Consider the following 19,139-nt stretch of genomic DNA (forward strand, 5'->3'; position numbering starts at 1 on the left):
ATAAAGGAACACTTGATGATAAGCTTAAAAACCTTAAAAAATGAGGTAATATTAATCTACCTTCAAAAATCGGTATAACAAATATCACAGGTATTAAGGCTATTGCCGACCCTAAAAAAGGAACAATTTCTCTTGAAGTTACAACCGATACTCCAGGCGCGACACCAAGCACTAAAATTCTTAAAGGAAGTTTAATTGGTAAATCCGATGACCAAATCGCAAAAGAAATTGCGACAAAAAAAGCGAATGACAACAATAATTCATTCAATACGTTAATTCAGAATAAAAAGATTGTTAATCAGGGGACTAACTCAGTTTCAACCATTGCTGATGAATTAAATAAAGGAACACTTGGTGATAAACTTAAAAGCTTTAAAAAATGAGGTAATATTAATCTACCTTCAAAAATTGGCATAACAAATATCACAGGTATTAAGGCTATTGCCGATCCTAAAAAAGGAACAATTTCTCTTGAGGTTACAACCAATACTCCAGGTGCGACACCAAGCACTAGAATTCTTAAAGGAAGTTTAATCGGTAAAGCTGATCTTAAATTGGAAAAATCAGGAGATAAAAAAACTCCCAAAACAAAGAATCTAAAAAATAATAACAATAAAGTTGCAGGGACAACAAATCCAAAGAGTAGGAATATCGCAATATTATTAATAGTAACTATAATTGCTGGTTTAACTGCTATAGGAGCTGGGATTGCTAACTTTATTAAGAAATAAAAAAAATACGCTTCAAATGGCGTTTTTTTATCACCGTCATAGTTCTTCATATTGAAACTAGCACTTTGAATCCATGTAAAAAAAGCACCTCGTGGAGCGCTTTTTATTTTTATATCTTTTGTATTATTTTAAAATGATGAAACCTAACATTATTGTTAATGCAACCACTATTGCAATTAAAGAAATTGCAAATATTCAAACTGTTGATATTGATTGAGATAAAAATCCCTTCGATTCCATTAATGAATTATCAATACCTCAATTAACTGTATATGAATATGTCTTAAACTGTGTTTTATCTTTAGGGACGTTTTCTTCACTCGCTCAAGTATAACCATCTCTTGGCTTAACTTTGACGCTAATGTTTTTCCCGTCTTTTAAGTTAGTTAGTTTTAAACCATATTCACTTGAATCATTAACAAAAGTTTGTTTTTTAGAATCATATAAAACAACAACTTCAAACTTATCCATTATTTCTTTTTTAACATAGAAATATTGTTGCTCAGTTTTATTAAACCCAAACTCAAAGAAGTCTGAAGGTTCAAAAGTAACTGTTTGCTCTTTTGTTTGAACACTTGATTGTTCTTGCATTCTTAGTGATGTACTTATTTGTGAATTTTTAATATCCGCAGAAGGAATATTTTTAAAATTAAAAATAAATAAATTGATAACAATAAAAGTTATTAGCGATAGAACTATTGCTGATATTTTCTTAATTTTCATTTTTCCTCCTCTATTATATTTTTATTTTATTATTCTGCAGATACTGCGACTGGTTTTTCAACGTTAGTGTTAACATCAATTTCCTTCGCTTGATTATTTTTTTCGTTATTATCATCTTCCAAATTTATGTTGAATATTTTTGAAGCGATAATACCAACTAAGAAATAAATCTTCTTGTCAAATTCTGTAAATTTTCTTTCTGAAAATTCCATCTCTTTAACTACAAAGTTTTTTTCTCCAATACTTATATCCTCTGTTATTACTTTCGATCTAATTTCAGGACTTAATATTTCTGATAATCAAAATCTCAATGAAGTATTATTCAATTGACTTTTTTGTTGTTTGTCATATGAAATAGCAATCATTGATTTCTTAGTTCATATTTTGTGACTTATACAAAAGTTTAAGTCATCTATCTTTACTGAAACTGTTTCTTCATGAATCAGTTTTTGTTGTTTGACATTGTTTTCTTTAAATAAAGTTGTCATTGTTGCAGCTTTTGAACTAGGTTCTTCATTTTCGTTTTCAGTATTTAATATCTTTAAATCTTTCAAGTCAACAACATGTGAAAAGATATTGATGTTCTTTTGTAAGATATTTTTTGATTTCTCTTTTGCTACTTGGAATTGAATTAAATAAGTATATAAATCAAAAAGAAGTTGTGCAACGAGAATTGATATAGGTAATCATTGGAATAAATAGAATATTGTTCCCCTCATAAAGATGTTAATAAGAACTATAGCAACGATACATGCTGCTTTTAAGCTTATATTAAGAGCAATATACTTAATTGTGAATCTTTTCACATTATTCATCTCTTTACCTGTGTAATTAGGGTTAATGGTTGTTATAAGTTGAATTATGTTGTTTTCATTCTTACGTGTACCACTATTCATTCAATCTTCTCTGTTTTGTTTAATTAATGACATCTTCATCGTTTCGAATAAAACAATTACTGAAGATAATAGAACTACGACATCGAAAGTTAATAGTAATATAACTTTCATTCAATTTTCATATCATAGTTTATTGAAATACATTGAGTTATAGTTTACTGCATCACCTTTAGAAATTATTACAAATCCCAATAAGTTAGGGATCATACCTAACAGTAATGACATTCAAAATAATAAGAATGCAATCTTTAAGGTTGACTTATATTTCAAAAGAATATTTTTACCTTTTAATATTGTTATCCATACCAAGAATGATGTAGCCAAAATTATGGATACAATATTACAAATCATTAAAGAAAGTATTAATGTATGCTCAGTTTTAAGTATGTTAATTGAACTAGCTAATATACTTAAAACAATTGTAGTAATCGCAATGAAGAAGAATGCTAACAATGCCATTATTAAGAATCTCTTTTTTAAGCTGAGTAATAATATATATTGATTTTGATTAGCTTTTAATTTCTTTTCATTTTTGTTGCTTTTATTCATTTATGTTTCCCATTCCTATAACAACAGTTTTAGTTAGACTGACATCAAGTTGAGCAATTTCATCAAGTGTTCCTTTATACATGAATAATGAAGGATCAAGATCATCGAATTCACCTGAAACGATTCTACTAAAGTCATCAACAACTCTTTCAATTGGAACTCTAACTCCTTTTACACCAGTAAATACTTGTGTAACGTTGAATGGTTGAGTAAGGAACGCTTTAATGATATTCCCTCTCTTAAATAGATTTCTTTCCTCAGGAGAAAGTGCATCAATACCCATCATGTCACAAATACTTTGTAAGTCTTCGTGTAATTTTAGGATTCTAATAACTTCATTAGCTGTGTTGTAATGTTTTTCACCAATATACTTTTTATCAAATAGTCTTGATGTAGAAGCTAGAGGGTTTATAGCAGGGTAATAACCTTGCGCCGCTTTATTTCTATCTAGGACAATCTTTGAATCAAGGTGTGTGAATATTGAAATTGCTGATGGGTCAGTAATATCATCCGCAGGTAAGAATACAGATTGGAATGATGTGATTGAACCATTTTTTGTTGAATTAATACGTGATTGAATAGAACCCATTTCTTTTGAAAGTGTTGGTTGATATCCACCTAATGATGCAGTTTTACCTAATTGACCAGATAATTCCATACCAGCTTGTACGAAACGGAAAATACTATCTATAAAGACAAATGAATTAACCTTATTAATATCCCTTACACATTCAGCCATTGTAATACCAACTTTAGCAATATTGAATCTTGCCCCTGGTAAATCTGACATTTGTGCAAATACTAATGCAGTCTTTTCTAGAACTCCAGTCATTTCCATCTCTTGAACTAGTTCTAGACCTTCTCTTGTTCTTTCTCCAACACCAATGAATATAGCTTGTTCTTCTTTTGGTGTGTTGTTAATCAATTCTTGAATAAGAACTGTTTTACCAACTCCAGCTCCACCGAATAATCCGGCTTTACCACCAGTTAATATAGGACAAATTAAGTCGATTATCTTAATTCCAGTTTCATGAAGTTTATATTCAGTATTTATAGCGTGTATATCTGATTCTTTTTTATCGATACTAATATATTTTGTTTTTGCTGGTAGTGCACCTTTACCGTCAACAGGAATACCCATTGCGTTAAATACACGTCCATTGAATGATGTTGTTGGAACTTTAATGTTTGAATTAGAAGTGTTAACAATATCATTTAATTCGATTGTTGTCATTGTATTTGCATAAACAACGAAAGCTAGAGCATTACCAGACTCATCGAATGAATCTATTTGTAAGAAGATCTGTTTGTTTTTGATGATTAAGATATCGTTCAATCCAGCTTTCGCTTTAGGATCAATCTTAATAGTACAAACATATCCATCAACCTTAATGATTGAACCTAACTTTTTAAATGTGTAACCATTAATGTCGAATTCTTCAGGCACAAAAATCTTTGCAAGTTTTGAAGCATGATTTTTAGATGTAGAGCTTGTTGGTCTTTTTGCTACAGTAGGTCTTACTGCGGGTCTTTTAGCCACGGGTCTTTTAGCTACAGGTTTTTTTGCTGCTGCTTTTTTAGTTGTTGCTTTTTTAGTTGTTGCTTTTTTAGCTACAGGTTTTTTTGCTGCTGCTTTTTTTGTCGTTGTTTTTTTAGCAGTTGTTTTTTTAGCCGCTGTTTTTTTAGTTGTACTATTTGCCATCTTCATCATCTCCTTTCTCTTTTATATATCCATTTTTGAAATCATTGAATATTGATTTAATTAGATATTCTATTGATAAGAAATCAACATCTTCTTGTGCTAACTTACCTTTTAATACTTCAGTTTCTTCACCTTTTAAAATAAAGTCTTTTAGTTTATCAACAAACTCAACTGTTTGTTGTTTTGAAATCCCTTCGAAATAATCACTTTCTAATAGGAAAACAATTATTGCAATTTCTTCTTTTGAATAAATTACTTCTTCTGGTTGTTTCATCATTAATTCTAAAATACCATTCTTGTGGAATAATACTTTATTTTCAGCAGATAAATCATCCTCACCCATGAATAGTAATTGTTTTTGTTTTTGTTTAAAGATTGAGTAATTAATCTTAACCTTCGAAACACCTAAATGCTTAAGTAACTCTGTTTGAGCTGCAGAACCAACCCTTGAAACAGATAGACCAATATTAATAGCTGGTTTAAGACCCTCTAAGAATAATTGATTTGATGTAATTATTTGACCATCTGTAATTGAAATTAAGTTAGTTGGAATATAACTTGAAACTTCTTCTTTTTGTGTTTCAACAATTGGTAAAGCAGTAATAGTTCAATCCACTCCATTTTTACTAAAACTACCAGCTCTTTCTAATAATCAAGAGTGAGCATAGAATACATCTTGTGGGTAAGCCTCCCTACCAGCTCTTTTACCTAATAATAATGAAAGTGATCTATATGCATCGGCATGTTTTGTTAAATCATCAAAGATAACTAATACATCATTACCGAATGAACCGATTAGTTCAGAAATTGAAATAGCTGTATATGGTGTTAGGTATTGAGTACCAATATAATCATCAGAATTTGAATGAACGATAACAACTTTGTCTTCTATTCCATTTTCACGGAATTTTTCCATAATTTTAAGTGCATTTGTTTCAGATTGACCTATTGATGCGTAAACAATCTTTACACCTTTCTTAGCTGCTGAAATAGCAGTTGAAAGAGCAATACTTGTTTTACCTGTTTGTCTATCTCCAACAATCAGTTCTCTTTGTCCCTTACCAATTGGAATCATTGTATCTATAGAGAAGATACCAGTTGATAAGTTTTTATTAACTGGTGTTCTATCGAATATAGGTAACGCAGGGTTGAATAATGGTAATTCAATTGCAGCTTCTTTTAATGATTTAGCTCCATCAATGATTACAGGTTTTTCTGTATCAAGGATTGTATCCCCGATAGGTGAGATGATTGTTCCTAATAGATTTTCTGGCAGCGTTATACTTGTTTGTTGCTTAACAACAGTTCCTTTAAGTCCTGGTGTTAGTTTAGGACCTGAAATAACATATGCCTTTATTGTGTTTTTGTCAAAACCAAAAACAATTAATCTTGTTTCTTCTTTTGCACTATTCTTAAAAGATAGTATTGAGTTTTGCGAAATCTTCCCTTTGTGGCTGATGTACGCAACATCCTCAGTTATTTTAATTACTTCCATTGTTACCCTCCAATATTTTTTTGAGATTCTTTATTTTTGAGAACTCAATTATTTTTTTATTTTCAATTGCTGATATATTTCATTCTGTTTTACCAAAGAATGAATCGTTATTCTTTTTAAGTTTCATTTTCTTAAGATCTTTTTTGTTCTTAATTTTTTCTAAGACTATTTCTTTATTAACTTCATTACCTGTAATCGTTATCTTCCCTTCTTCAGAGAAAATATCTAAATCAGATACTAATAATTGTTCTTCTGCCTTACTTTTGATTTTAAATATTAAAATTGCTACTTGACCAAATGAATAAATATTATTTGCTACTCTCATTACATCTATTTTTTGTTTCCTACGAATAACACGAATGTATTCAACGTTTTCTAAGGAAATATATTTAGTGCTTAATAGTAGTTCTATTGTTTTATTTTTCATAAATTAACGACATTTCTTGAAATTCTTTTTCACGTTTGTTACTTGATATCTTAATTTTTTCATTTGCAATTTCTTCTTTGATTTCATCAATCTTTTTTGTATATCTGAATATAGCTAATTTACATTCAACAATCTTACTTTCAAGCAAGAATGTTTTTAATTCCATTGAAATGTAAAGTTTGAATAATGAAGCCATTGACTTTTGTCAACTTCTTTCAAATCTTACTTTCCCAAATCTCTTTTTATATTTTTTAGCTTCTTGATATTCTTCTTTTGATTTAAACATAGGGAATACTGATATATTTTTAACTCCCGTTGCTGTCGAACCGAATAGGAATTTAATTTTTCCTATCTTTTCTTTATAAATAAGATTAATAATTGAGTTGGTCAATATCTCAATATCTATTAATGATTCCTCTGCGAATAATTCACTTGATATTGAATCATCATTAAATTTATTTATTTTAATACCGTTTTCTTTACAGTATTTTTCTAATTTTGCATTATCCCCAAATGAGATAACACTTCATTGCTTCCCGTATTCTGAAACAAATTTTTCATAGATTGAATAATTTCATGTTCTATCTTTTTCATTCTTTTCATTAAGGATAACAACGATGTTATTGCCTCTCTTATTATCATTAGAGTAAGCAAATCCTTTATTTAATAAGGAAGACTTAACTGATTCATGTACTTTATATCTTAAGAAGTTGTGGATATTCTCAACACCTTCTAAGAATTTTTTATACTTCATTAATTCACTGTGTATTTTCATTTTTTTCATATGAATAGTATTCAGTATCATTTGAAGTTGTTCTATTTTTTTCATTTAGTTCCTCCTTTTAATAAATTTCGAACGTTAAAGCTAATTTCTCGTTTTTTGAAGAATTCTCTATGAAGAATAAATTCAAGAAATTGATATTAACCTTCTCTTGTAATTTCTTTTCTATATATTCCATTAACTTAGTTCAATAATCACCAACAATTGGTTCTTCTTTTTCTCAAGTTAATGTTTTTGGTTTTAGAAGAAGTGTTTTCTTAACTTCTCTACCTTGGATTTTCACTCCGTTACCAAAGATGTTGATAGCTTTCTTTTTGATTAATAAGATCTTTTGTATTCTTTTAATAATTGAATAATGGATTTTGATAAAATCATCAACTCCATATTCTTTATCAGTTTCTTTTTTATTTTGTTTATATAACGAATAATAAAGCGCTGGAAAAATATCTAAATTTTCTTTCATATTAATCACCTACCTTTTCTTTTGGTTTATTTTGTTTAGCAAGTCACCTTAAATCAAGAACTGTTAATATAGTTACTATCAATGAAGTTGAAAAACCAAATATTATTGTAGTTATTAAATCAACGTTAATACCTATAGCTAAATAGATTTCTTGAGGTGTGTAGAATCCCAATACTAACACTAATACGAATAAGTGTATTCATACAAGTAATATAAGTAATAAAACTCTTTTCTGAATTGTTTTGTATGCAATCTTTGAGAAGTGTAAGAATAAGTAGAAAATCATGAATAAACTATATGCTATAAATTTGATTTTCTTAACTTCCAATATGTCACCATGTAAATAAAATATTATTAAACATATAAGTGGCATGAATATTAATGGAGAGAAACTTATTACCTGATTATATTTACCAAGTTTCTTAAAGATTAAAGTTGCTATTAGTGGAACAACAAATAATAGTAATACAAGAGTAATTCAAGAAGATGTTTTTGTATCTAAAAGATGTGATCATTTAAGTGGTACTTGTGTTTGTGCCCCAATTACACCAACCATTAATAAGATTGATAATTCTGTTCAAATATACCCCTCGTCATAAATGGTATTAGTTACAAAGAATTGCAACAATACGAATGCAAGAGAGATTATAAATAAAGGAATCATTGCATATTTAGAATTAAATAAGTTTGAGATTAATGATATTACAATTAAGAATCCAAGGTCAAGACCAATGAATACTGCACCTATTTTCTTCTTGTGAGTATTTATAAATGTAAATACCACTACTATTACTGTTTGGAATGAAAGGAATAATAGATTAAAGAAGTTGGACTTCTCCATATTCATTATTTTTTCAGCACCAATAAATAATTCAGTTATAGGAATAGCAGAGCCTAGTGTTGAGAGTATAACCACTCAAATAAATCTAGGGCTGTTATTGTATAAGAATTGCAGTCTAATTGTTAATCATAAAACAATAATTACCGAAGCATAGAAATTCATTTTATGAATTATTTCATTCGGATTTCTAAAGTAGGATAATCTCATAAAATGTGAGTTTATTACAATACTTATCATTCAAACAAGTAATGCAAATCCAACAGATAGTCTTCATTTAAGTGAAACCGTTAAAATGTTTTCATTTCTAGATTGTTCACTATATAAGTTCTTTTTAAACATTTGAATTATCCTTTCTTATTCTTTTTCCTCTTCTTGAATATTGTCAATCCAGCTCCAGCACCAAATAGAGTTATTAATCCTAGTGATACAGAAACACTGACTCATGGGAATTTACTATATTGTTCAGCTCCATCATCTTGTTTCAATCCTGAAATCTTCAATGATTTTGTAAATGTTTGTGCTGAATTAGATTTAAATTTATTTCCTTGTTTAAGAACTACTTCGACAGTGATGACATCACCATTTTTAATACCCTTGTAATTCTTAACGTTGTTTATAACTTTTCCATTAATACATACTTTTACGTATTTAATTTTTTCTTTGTTTATACCTAAAATAATATGCTTATTAATAATATGTTTTTCATTTCTTTCACCAACAATGATTAATTTAGAAAATGTTGGTTTATTTAAGAAGTCAATCTTATCTAAAAGGTTAACTTTGAAGATAGCATCATCATTTGCATCTGTTATAAAGAATTTATCCTTATCTGCTTTATTGATGTACCTTGGAACAAATTTATATTCGAATCCTGCTTCAAGTTTAATTTCTCTATTGAAATCAGATGGAAGAACTTCCATAACTTCTTCTCACTTACCATTCTTGTTGTTACGTCTCATAACTCCAATTTTGATAGTTGAATAAGGTTTCTTAGGATCATTAGATTTGAATACTTTTGATAAGTTAATTGTTCCAGTAGAAGTTTTCTTATTAAATCTAAGAGCTCCTTTTGTGCTATCTAGTTTTTCTTGATCTGGTGTATGTATATTTCCACCAAATACAAATTCACTTGAACTAGCTTCATCACCCAATACATTACCATTTGCATCAACTAATGCATCTGTTGTTTTGTTTATTGGAATTATTTTATATTTAATTTTTGCGATATCTGTTGGTGAAACATTACTATTTAATGCATCTAGGAATTCTTTCTTAGAATGGAATTCTTTAACTGTACCGTCATTCATTGTTGCAATGATTAATACATTACTTTTACTTGCAGATCCAATATTAACATCAACAATCTTTCCATTTTTCTTATGGAAGACTAAGTTTTTAGGGAATTTCGGAGCAATGATTGGTTGTTTCAATCCACTTATTTTAATTCTCTTAACTATTGTGTTTTTAATACTTTGTCCACTTCTAAAGACATTTCCATCTTTAGCGATAAGTTCAACTTGGATCACTTCATTATTCTTAAGAACAATTCCGTTTTCTCAGTTAAGAACTTCTTGTTTTTTCTCTTTACCGTTAATTGATACGATTTTATATACTTTAATATTAAATCTTTCTCTAACATCTTGAGATATACCTTTTAAGTCAATAGTTCCTTTTGCGAATCCACTAACTCCATTTTTAGGAGTTGCTATATTAACTTGTCCTTCATTAACTTTTACTAAGTGTTTTAATCCTCTAACAAAGAATTGTTTTGAGAAACTTTCCGTTGGGTCTTGGCCATCAATTGAGAAACTCTTAGAAATGTTTTGTCCAATATCAATTGAAACACCGATTGCATCTTTATTATTAAGACCTTTTCTATTAATTTCATCAACGAATTTCTTCCAGTCATTAACTGCAACAACTTTTGTTCCGTCCACTCTATTTATAATTAGTGAAACTGTTAGTCCATTTTTAACTGCTTTGTCAAAAATAGCTTTTATTTTCTGAAGAACTGCTGGATCTATTTTACCTTCACCATCAACACCTGTGATTCCTAAGTTTTCTGGAATTTTATCTATACCATTTATTAGAACTGGGTTTGTTTTTACAACATGGTGGAAAGCATTGATTTTAAATTCAATTGTTTTCTTAAGTAGGGTTGTACCTTTTTTAAGGAATGAAACACCCTTTTCTGCAACAACTCTAATTACGATTTCACTTTTTGATCTATCCCCAATAATTGATATTTTGCTATTTACATCAGCTAATGTATCACCATAATTAATTCTTACTGTGTGTTTCTTACCATCAGGACCTATGAATTCAACATCTATGTGTAGGTGTTGTTTCTCATCTGTGTTTAAAGGAATTAAATCAAATGGGTTTTGTGCAAATTTGAAGTGATTTCCATTTTTCTTATCAACAATAAAGTTGAATCCAAGTTTATTAAATATATCTTGTTTAAATTCATCAATAATTTGATCTGAATCTGGAACATTTACTTCAGCATTATCACCTCAGTTTGTAGCTCCACCAGATACTTCAGCAACGCCTGGTTGTCCATTACCATCGATAATGTCTTTGAAGATAACTCATGATGAACCATTTTGATTTAAGTATTTTTTCTTAACCAATACTCTTCAAGCTAATTTATCACCATTACTTAATTTCTTATTGTAGATATCATCACCATTAACAATTTCAGATGTACCATCCGCATGTATTATTTTTCATTCGAATGCTACTTTTTCTCTCTCTGAAGGAGGGAAGAAGTTTTCAAGTGGGTTATTCTTATCTAATATTTTATGTCCAGGAGAAGAAGAGAATGATTTTGATCAATCAAACGCTTTTGACTCAGCTAAGTTTGGAACTCTAATTGCATCTTTTAATGAATTTGCAACTACTTTTGAAATTATAACTTTTTCAAATAAGTTACCATGTGATGTTTCGAAAGCGAATCCATCATCTGCAACAAGTTTTAGGTATAACTTATCACCATTGTGTCATTTACGATTTTTATCCAATGAAGATATTTCTTTTCAACCTTTATCGTTAGCACTAGGAGCAGCCCCTGTGTTCTTAACCATGAAGTAAAGTTTTTGATGTGGTCTTGGTTTTCATAGATTAGTTAACTTATCATCTATGATTCCTTTTCCATTAAATCTATGGTTTACATTTTTGAATTTTAAATCTCTTGGTAAATCAGGTTGAGGTAATTTAGTCAATAGTTGTGGAACATCTTTGTGCTCATCACCATTTACTTCAACAACTTTTATTTTAAATTGCATTGTTTTACCGTGATGTTTTACGTTTTGATCATCAAAGTATTTAAACTCTCTTTTGTCTGTTGGTGGAATAACTACTTCTAATGAAATTTGATCCCCTACTTCTAAGTGACTACCTGCAACATTTGCATTCAATAAGTCACCTATTTTAACAAGAACATCTTCATTATCATTCATGATATCCATTGCTTTTAAAATGTCTAATTTTTTGTATTTTTGTTTTCCGTTTTTATCAGTAACAATTAAGTTTACAAGAGCATGTTCCGTTGGTAATACACCATTGTGTTCATCAAGGTATTTTTTATACATGTTACGGATCATTTTCTTAATGTTTTGAATATTAAGTTTTTGATGGTCAACAAAAGGAGAAGTTAATTTTGCTTTTGTATTATCCATTTCACTTCTTGGTACGTCAATAATTGGAATGATTTCTTTACCATTAACTTTTATATCTTTAATAGATACATCTTTGTAGTTTAGTTGTTCAACGAAATCTTCTTTTGTTGCTTTTGCATTGAATTGTTTTTCAACATTAAACGCATGGTTTGAAAGTATTCTTATACTTAATGTTAATGTATCATCAGAACTGTCTAGTTTATTTCTGTGAATTCTAACTTCTTTAATAGTTCCATCTTTGTTATAAACCACTTCTAGTGTTTCTTCAGATGTGATACCTTTTGCTTTATTGAATTTTTTCAATAGAAGTTCAAACTTAAAGTCTTTATGTTTTCTTATTATCTTATTAATAGCTTCTATAAATTTAGGTGCTACTTTTAATTCAACTTCATCAATGTAGTTCTTAGGATTTTTTGTTGTTTTAACAACTGTTAGACCTGTGTTGTTGAATTGTGGATTTGAATCTTTTAATAAACTTGGGTCAGGTGTTTCAACTTCTTTTTTAAGGTTTGAAACTTCTTGACCAATTACTATAAAGTCATCCGCTGGTTTTGGTTTACCAATCATATATAGTCTTTGACCATTTGGTGATTTGTAGTTTGGATCGATTGAAATCTTAGCAAGAACAAATTGTCCATTTTTAAAGTTAGTTGGTAATTTATCAACTCACCTTGCTGGATCTATATTTGGTTTAAGAACCTTAACCCCATTAACTTCTTCAAAGAAATCTTCATATTCTTTTTTAGAATTTGCTATTAGGTAACGTTTTATAACACGTTTATCATTTACTATTTTTGCGAATTCTCCTGTTGGAGAAAGAGTTCCTTTTCCATCAACACCAACAATTTCGATTTCTCTAACTTTAAACTCTGCTTCTTTAGCAAGAATTTTAGGGAAGTATTCAGGTTTTAATTCTAAGTTTTTGATTAGTTCTTTACTCTTTACAATAGTTTTTTGATTTTTCATGAACTGTGAATCTTTATCCGGCATAACTATGACCGAAATTGATGCACCAGGTTTAACATCATTCATAACTATGCTAGCACCCTTAATTAACTCTAAAAGAGATGCTTTAACTTGTTTACCGTTATACCTTGCGAAGAATTTAATCTTCTTCAATATCTCTTGTTGTTCTGGTGTTAATTTACTTATGTCTTTAATAACATCTGAAAGTGAAAGTTCTAAACTAAATTTCTGACTGTTTACATCATAATGAATAGCAGCTTTTAATTTTTTGATTAGTTTAGGTAAGTCAATGAAATCATCTGTAACTTTATCTACATCAATATCATCTAATTTATCTTTTAGGTTATCAATCTTTTTGTGGAATGAAACAGTTTGATTCTTCAATGGAATTCCATCTTGATCAAAGAATGCAAATCCTTTTTTAGGTGTAACTTCAACTAATAAATTATCTCCATTCTTTAAATTTGTTAATCCTGGATCAGTTGGGTCATTATACACTTTTCCATTTAGTGTTATTTTGACATTAATCTTAGATAAATCTCATAGAGAACCAACAATGAATCCACGACCATTAGTTCCACGAACAAACATTTTATCGGCTGTATTTGGGAAGTCAGTTAAAGGAACTTCTTTCATTAGTTCGCCAATTTTTTTCATTTGAACAAATCAACTTCTATCATTGATTGCTGTTCTCTTAGGATCTGCTGTTTCTGCAGCGATAGCAAGTCAATCCCCATTCTTCATACTTCTGAAGTTTCTATCGATAGCTCCGAATAATCATTTCTTTTGAATTATGAAATCATTGTCTAAGAAATCAAGTCTTATTAAACTACCCGGAGTTGAATACGCACCAACACCACTGATTAAATCTTTTTGATTGATTACAACTTTTTTCTTTTTAGTATCAGGAGTTAGGAAACTTGGGTGTTTACCATTTCTAGAAATTCATGAACTGGAATCTCAAACCATCATTTTGTCTCACTTCTCATTAAACACTTCTTCTTTATTTTTATCTTTTAAAGAAATTGTTAAGTTTGAAATTGCAAGAAGATCGTTGTATCCATTATCATTGTTCATTTCTATTCTTAAATTAATTTTTGGTTTACCTGAAGAAAAATCTAATTTGTTGATTTTAAATAAGAAACCTCAATGGTTATTAGTATTAAAGTTTTTCTTTAGTTTTTCTTTATCAGGGATATCCAAGTGCATTGAAGTTGCCATAGCTAAGAAGTCAGCTCATGTAAACATTGAATAATCAAATTTGTATTCTCAGAAACCATTCTTTTTCGCATTAATTGCATCTTTAATTTCTTGAATTGAAACATTTTCAAGTTTAGTTCCGAAATCTTTCATCAAGTTTTTCATTCTTTCATAACGACTTGCACTAGTAAATAACGCTTGTGCAACCGCTCCATATATCGAATCATCATGAACACCATTAAAGGCTTTAATTCCACCTTTTAATTGCATACTGAAAGCTCTACCTGTAATAGATAAGGTAGTTGCAGTCCTAAGTTTTGCTGGACTTATTCTATTTTTATGAATTAATTTTGAAGATATCTTGTCAGTTTTTTGAGCTCCAGCCACTCCTGGTTTAACTCTTACATTTTCTGCAGGTCCTGTTATTATATTTCTTCAATTGTTTTTTGTTCTTTCGTAAACTCTAATATTAGGGTTTGTAACGTCATGGTTTTCTCTTAATCCTTGAATCTGGAATGAATGTGTAATATCTGATGATGAACCATCACCTCATGCATATTTATTCTTATCTTGAATTTTTGTAATGATTTCAATTGAATCACCATTTTTTAGGTTTGTAGGTAACTCATTCTTTTTAAGTTTTTTACCATTAACCACAAATCAGAAATCTAAACCATTTTGATATAGTTGTCTCAATCATTTGTTCTCAAATGATAATTTAGCTTCTCCGTTTGTTCCTGATGTAATAATGTGCCCTGAAGGTGAATCAACTTTTGTAAGTGCCTTTTTGAAATTCATGTTCTTTCTTGAAACAGTAATAACTTTTGTAATTTCATTAGGGTTCGCATTACCTTTAAAGTAGAATCCATCTTTTGCAGTCATAATGAATTTAATGATGTCTCCATCTTTAAATTTGTGAGTCTCATAACTATTTGTAATGTCTTCAATATTGTTATCTTTACCTTGAGCAATAATCTTAACTGATGAATGAGAAAGCATATCCTTAATTTCTTGAATAGATTTTTTAGATAATGTAAATCCGTTTTTGTTTTTTTCTTCAACAAAATCGTTTGGCACAGTTGTATTTGTTATAGCTTTAGGAGTTGCTAAACCTTTAACTTCTTTCTTGAAAATAGTTTTCTTGAAATTATCTTTTGAACCATTGTTTTCAAAGTAGAATCCTTCTTTTGCAACGGCAATGATTTCTATAATGTCATCATTTCTAAAGTTAGTTGGCAGAACGTTAATACTAATTAATTTACGTTGTCCATTTCTTGTGATGTAGTAATAAGTGTCATAAGTACCACTTACTATTTGATCGTGTAAGTCATTTGAAAAATGCCCATGGAAATTTGAACCAGTGATTTTAAATCCATCACTAGGAATATTTTTCAAGTGAGTTAATTTAGCTTCTGCCAATGCAGAAACTTTACCTAATTTAACTTCGAAACTTTGGTTTGGAAGTGCATTACCAAGGCTATCTACGAATAGAATACCTGAACCAGCCTTTGGTGTTACCGTCATAATTACTTCATCACCATTACGTAATGAAACTGGTGCACTGTCGTAATCTTTTTTAGAACCTGATCTATAAACAGAATATTTAACGTCATATTTTTCTTTTAACGAATTAATTCCATTCAAAATACCCTTTCCGTTAGTTCCGGAAAAGTAAATTTTATCTTTAAGACGCATTTCAGTTGGGTCTACTTTTTGTTGTTTTGAAAGTCCAGTTATTTTTGTAAAGTTGAATCCGAATTCATTAGTATATTTTGAACCATCATCGAATAATTTTTCTCTTCAAATTTGTTTGTTGTTTTTAGTGAAAAGAACTTTTCTCCTGTGAGCTCTTAAGAAGATTTTTTTCTTGTAATTATGGAAAACATAGTTACTTAATTCTCTTCAAATTTGTTCACCCTCAAATCTAAACTCTCAAACTAATTTTTCAGATGAAGTTAAGTTTCTGATGTAATCGTTACCTCATACATTTTTAATAGGAGCAAGAGTTGCACCTGGTTTTGCAAACATTTCAACTCATTTATATTTTTTGGTTGTAGATAAGAATGCTGATGATAGGTTACCACTCTTAGATTTTCTAAATCATTCTTGACCTTTGATTAATTTAAAGATTCTATTATCTTTTGTTTTAATAATAAGATCCATAAGGTTACCATCTCTACCCTTATCTCATAATTCTCCTCAAATACCTATTGTAGATAATTGCATACCTGGCACCATATTTTGGTCGAAAACTGAAATATGTGTTGTTAAGAATGCTTGTGATACATCATGTCCACGATCATATCATCACAATGGTCATCAGTGATTATTAGCAGCTTTTGTACCATCTAACTCAGTATTGTTGTAAAGGATTCTTTCAGCTGCATCAATATTATTGTATTCATTAACTTTAGCTCATTTTGAAAGTTCTAGGTTACCCGTTAAGGCTTCAAAGTTATTAATCTTAAAGTGTGCTTTCCTGTCATCTAAATTAGGGTATAGTGCCTTTTTATTGAATTCTGATCATGATTCTTCAGGGTTAGCTTGAGAACCATAGTATTTTAGTTCTGTTAGAGTTAGACCAGCTTTCGCATAAGAAGGATAGAAATTCATTCACATATCTGTTATTTCTCCGAATGAATCTAAACCACCAGTTCTTTCGATAATTGATTCATCATTAACAACATCTCAGTTTATTTCAGAGTTACCAAACACTTGCATGTTTTCTTGTGCATTATAGTTTCCATTTTGGAATTTCTTAAGTTCATGCCCTGTCATGTTATTTGGTTTTGTATCTCTTTTTCAAACTCCACCACTTGCAATTTGAATAGCATTTGCTGTATATCTAATGTTATCTTCATTTTTAAGACTAATGTTAATAGGGTCTAATGAATCTCTGAATATTTGAATAGATGAAATACGTGTAGTATTTAAAAGCTTTAAAGTTAGTCCGAAATCTTTGTTGAAGTTTTTTGGATCTTGGTCAATTTGAATACTGTTCTTTCTATTTGAAGATTGAAGAATATATTCAGCTTCCGCTTTATCAACAGAACTTAAAGATCTGATTTCTTGGATTTGGTATGGAACTTCATGTTTAAATGCATCCAGCACTTTAATTCTTGAAATCTTTGTATGTTCACCTAATCCTAATCTATTTAATTTAATTTCACTAATCGCACCCATTGATTCAAGGTTAGTTTTTGTAGTGAAACGCGAAGTAAAGTGAGAAACGATATCTAATTTAATATCATCTCTATTGAATTTAGCATCAAGTTCTCTAATTTTGAATTCTTTAATGAATGAATCCATATTGTTGTTAAATAAATATCTTGGTTTTGGAGAAAGGTAAAGTTTAACATCGTCTTTACTGTTTAGACTGTCTATTTTGTCAATTTCTCTATAATAAACTTCTTTTGTTTTGCTTGAAGTTATTTCAGCAAATCCTTGTAGTCTTTTATCACTTATTTCAAGCTTACCAAATCCATCATTACCTTTGATTGATACATCAAGATTGTTCATTGCATCTTTGAAATCTATTTCATTGAATGACTTTGGAGAAACACTTGTTTTAGCAATATTTGTAACATCATTTTCAGTAAAGTCAGTTAATTTTTCTTGTGGCAAAATACCAGAAGTAACTTCTGTTATTTTTGTAGAATTAATTGATTCACGTGTTCTTCATTTTGAATTAACATCATCTTTATAAACCCTTACATATCCATCTTGAACAGCAGAATCATCCATGAATAAATCCCCAGATTGAACAACAGGTTTTCAATTTAAGTCACCTTTTGTCATTCTATTACTTTGTGTATTTTCAGAGAAGATTGATTCTTCTTTTGTTCATCTTGCACTTGTTTGATCTAACGCGAATGCATTACCATCTTCTGTCTTTAAAAGAATATCTCTATATTTATTTTCACCATCACCTTGGTCAATGACAACATCTTGAATAAAGTCAGCATTATCCAGTGATATTTCAACTTCTACTTTAGTGATCATACCTTTAATATCAACGTTTGTATTCTCGTGGAATAGAGCGTGTTTAGGAGTGATGTCAGAATAATCAATACTTTTATGTCAATTACCCATTTCACCGTTTTGAATTATCTTGTTAGCTTTAACAGCTTCATCAAATCCTGCGTCTACTTTAACTTCATTTACATAAAGTCCTTTGAAGTCATAAGAAACGAATTGGTTTAAACTATTCAATACATTTAATGTACGAATATCAAATGAAGCTTTTTGTCCGTTGTTACTACTTTGGAATGGTATTGAGAATCTCATTGTTTTGATTCTACCCATTGTATATAAATTATTGTGTGTTTTGAAACTTGTGGCGTATTTAGGCTTAGCGGCAGTATTTGAGGCATAAACATTACTTGCAGAACGACTTTTGTGCTTTAAGTAATTAGATAATGGACTTCCTTCTCAATTATTGTTTGCAATAACTGATTTGATGTCAGTGTTTTTACCTAGTAATTTCTTGCTCTTTAAAAAATCATTCAATTCACCAATTGAACTCTTTTTCATCTCGAAAATATTTGACTGTGATACTACGGCTGTAGCACCACCAACGGCTGCCGTAGCACCCATCAACATTAATATTTTTTTCTTTTTATTTGTTGCCATGTTTCTCTCCTATAATTCATACACTTGTTATGGTCTAGTGAGACCTTTTTGTT

At 29.5% G+C, this 19,139-nt stretch carries 10 protein-coding genes; 1 reads left to right on the forward strand and 9 read right to left on the reverse strand.

Going from position 1 to position 19,139, the window contains the following annotated elements:
* Nucleotides 1-731, forward strand: a 731-nt coding sequence (locus C4B25_RS04685) for a hypothetical protein (RefSeq protein WP_168380642.1), incomplete at its 5' end; no start/stop codon positions are given.
* 123 nt (nucleotides 732-854) lie between these two features.
* Here C4B25_RS04685 and C4B25_RS00005 read toward each other — a convergent pair.
* The 9 genes from C4B25_RS00005 to C4B25_RS00045 are packed head-to-tail and all read right to left on the reverse strand — an operon-like array spanning nucleotide 855 to nucleotide 19,086.
* Complete coding sequence (locus C4B25_RS00005) at nucleotides 855-1,454, reverse strand: hypothetical protein (protein ID WP_131613017.1); 600 nt, start codon at nucleotides 1,452-1,454, stop codon at nucleotides 855-857.
* Between the two features lie 29 nt (nucleotides 1,455-1,483).
* Nucleotides 1,484-2,899 carry a hypothetical protein gene (locus tag C4B25_RS00010; RefSeq protein WP_131613018.1) on the reverse strand — a complete coding sequence of 472 codons (1,416 nt, stop codon included), beginning with the start codon at nucleotides 2,897-2,899 and terminating at the stop codon, nucleotides 1,484-1,486.
* Nucleotides 2,892-4,601 carry a histone H1-like repetitive region-containing protein gene (locus C4B25_RS00015; RefSeq protein ID WP_168380643.1) on the reverse strand — a complete coding sequence of 570 codons (1,710 nt, stop codon included), beginning with the start codon at nucleotides 4,599-4,601 and terminating at the stop codon, nucleotides 2,892-2,894. Before C4B25_RS00015 ends, C4B25_RS00010 begins: the two co-directional genes overlap by 8 nt.
* On the reverse strand, nucleotides 4,591-6,096 hold the full coding sequence (locus tag C4B25_RS00020; RefSeq protein WP_131613020.1) for a F0F1 ATP synthase subunit alpha: 1,506 nt from the start codon (nucleotides 6,094-6,096) through the stop codon (nucleotides 4,591-4,593). Before C4B25_RS00020 ends, C4B25_RS00015 begins: the two co-directional genes overlap by 11 nt.
* On the reverse strand, nucleotides 6,083-6,523 hold the full coding sequence (locus tag C4B25_RS00025; protein WP_131613021.1) for a hypothetical protein: 441 nt from the start codon (nucleotides 6,521-6,523) through the stop codon (nucleotides 6,083-6,085). The genes C4B25_RS00020 and C4B25_RS00025 overlap by 14 nt, the downstream gene beginning before the upstream one ends.
* Nucleotides 6,513-7,352 (reverse strand): hypothetical protein, encoded by an 840-nt coding sequence (locus C4B25_RS00030; protein WP_131613022.1) that lies wholly within the window; start codon nucleotides 7,350-7,352, stop codon nucleotides 6,513-6,515. Before C4B25_RS00030 ends, C4B25_RS00025 begins: the two co-directional genes overlap by 11 nt.
* 13 nt (nucleotides 7,353-7,365) lie before the next feature.
* Nucleotides 7,366-7,767 carry a hypothetical protein gene (locus C4B25_RS00035; RefSeq protein WP_131613023.1) on the reverse strand — a complete coding sequence of 134 codons (402 nt, stop codon included), beginning with the start codon at nucleotides 7,765-7,767 and terminating at the stop codon, nucleotides 7,366-7,368.
* A 1-nt stretch (nucleotide 7,768) separates the two neighbouring features.
* A complete protein-coding gene (locus tag C4B25_RS00040; protein ID WP_131613024.1) occupies nucleotides 7,769-8,947 on the reverse strand; it encodes an ABC transporter G family protein in 1,179 nt (392 codons plus the stop codon).
* Nucleotides 8,948-8,952: 5 nt separating this feature from the next.
* On the reverse strand, nucleotides 8,953-19,086 hold the full coding sequence (locus C4B25_RS00045; protein WP_131613025.1) for a hypothetical protein: 10,134 nt from the start codon (nucleotides 19,084-19,086) through the stop codon (nucleotides 8,953-8,955).
* Nucleotides 19,087-19,139 lie beyond the last annotated feature (53 nt).

Origin of the sequence: Mycoplasma todarodis (assembly GCF_004335995.1) — a bacterium.
GTDB classification, from domain to species: Bacteria; Bacillota_I; Bacilli_A; order Mycoplasmatales; family Metamycoplasmataceae; genus Mycoplasma_K; species Mycoplasma_K todarodis.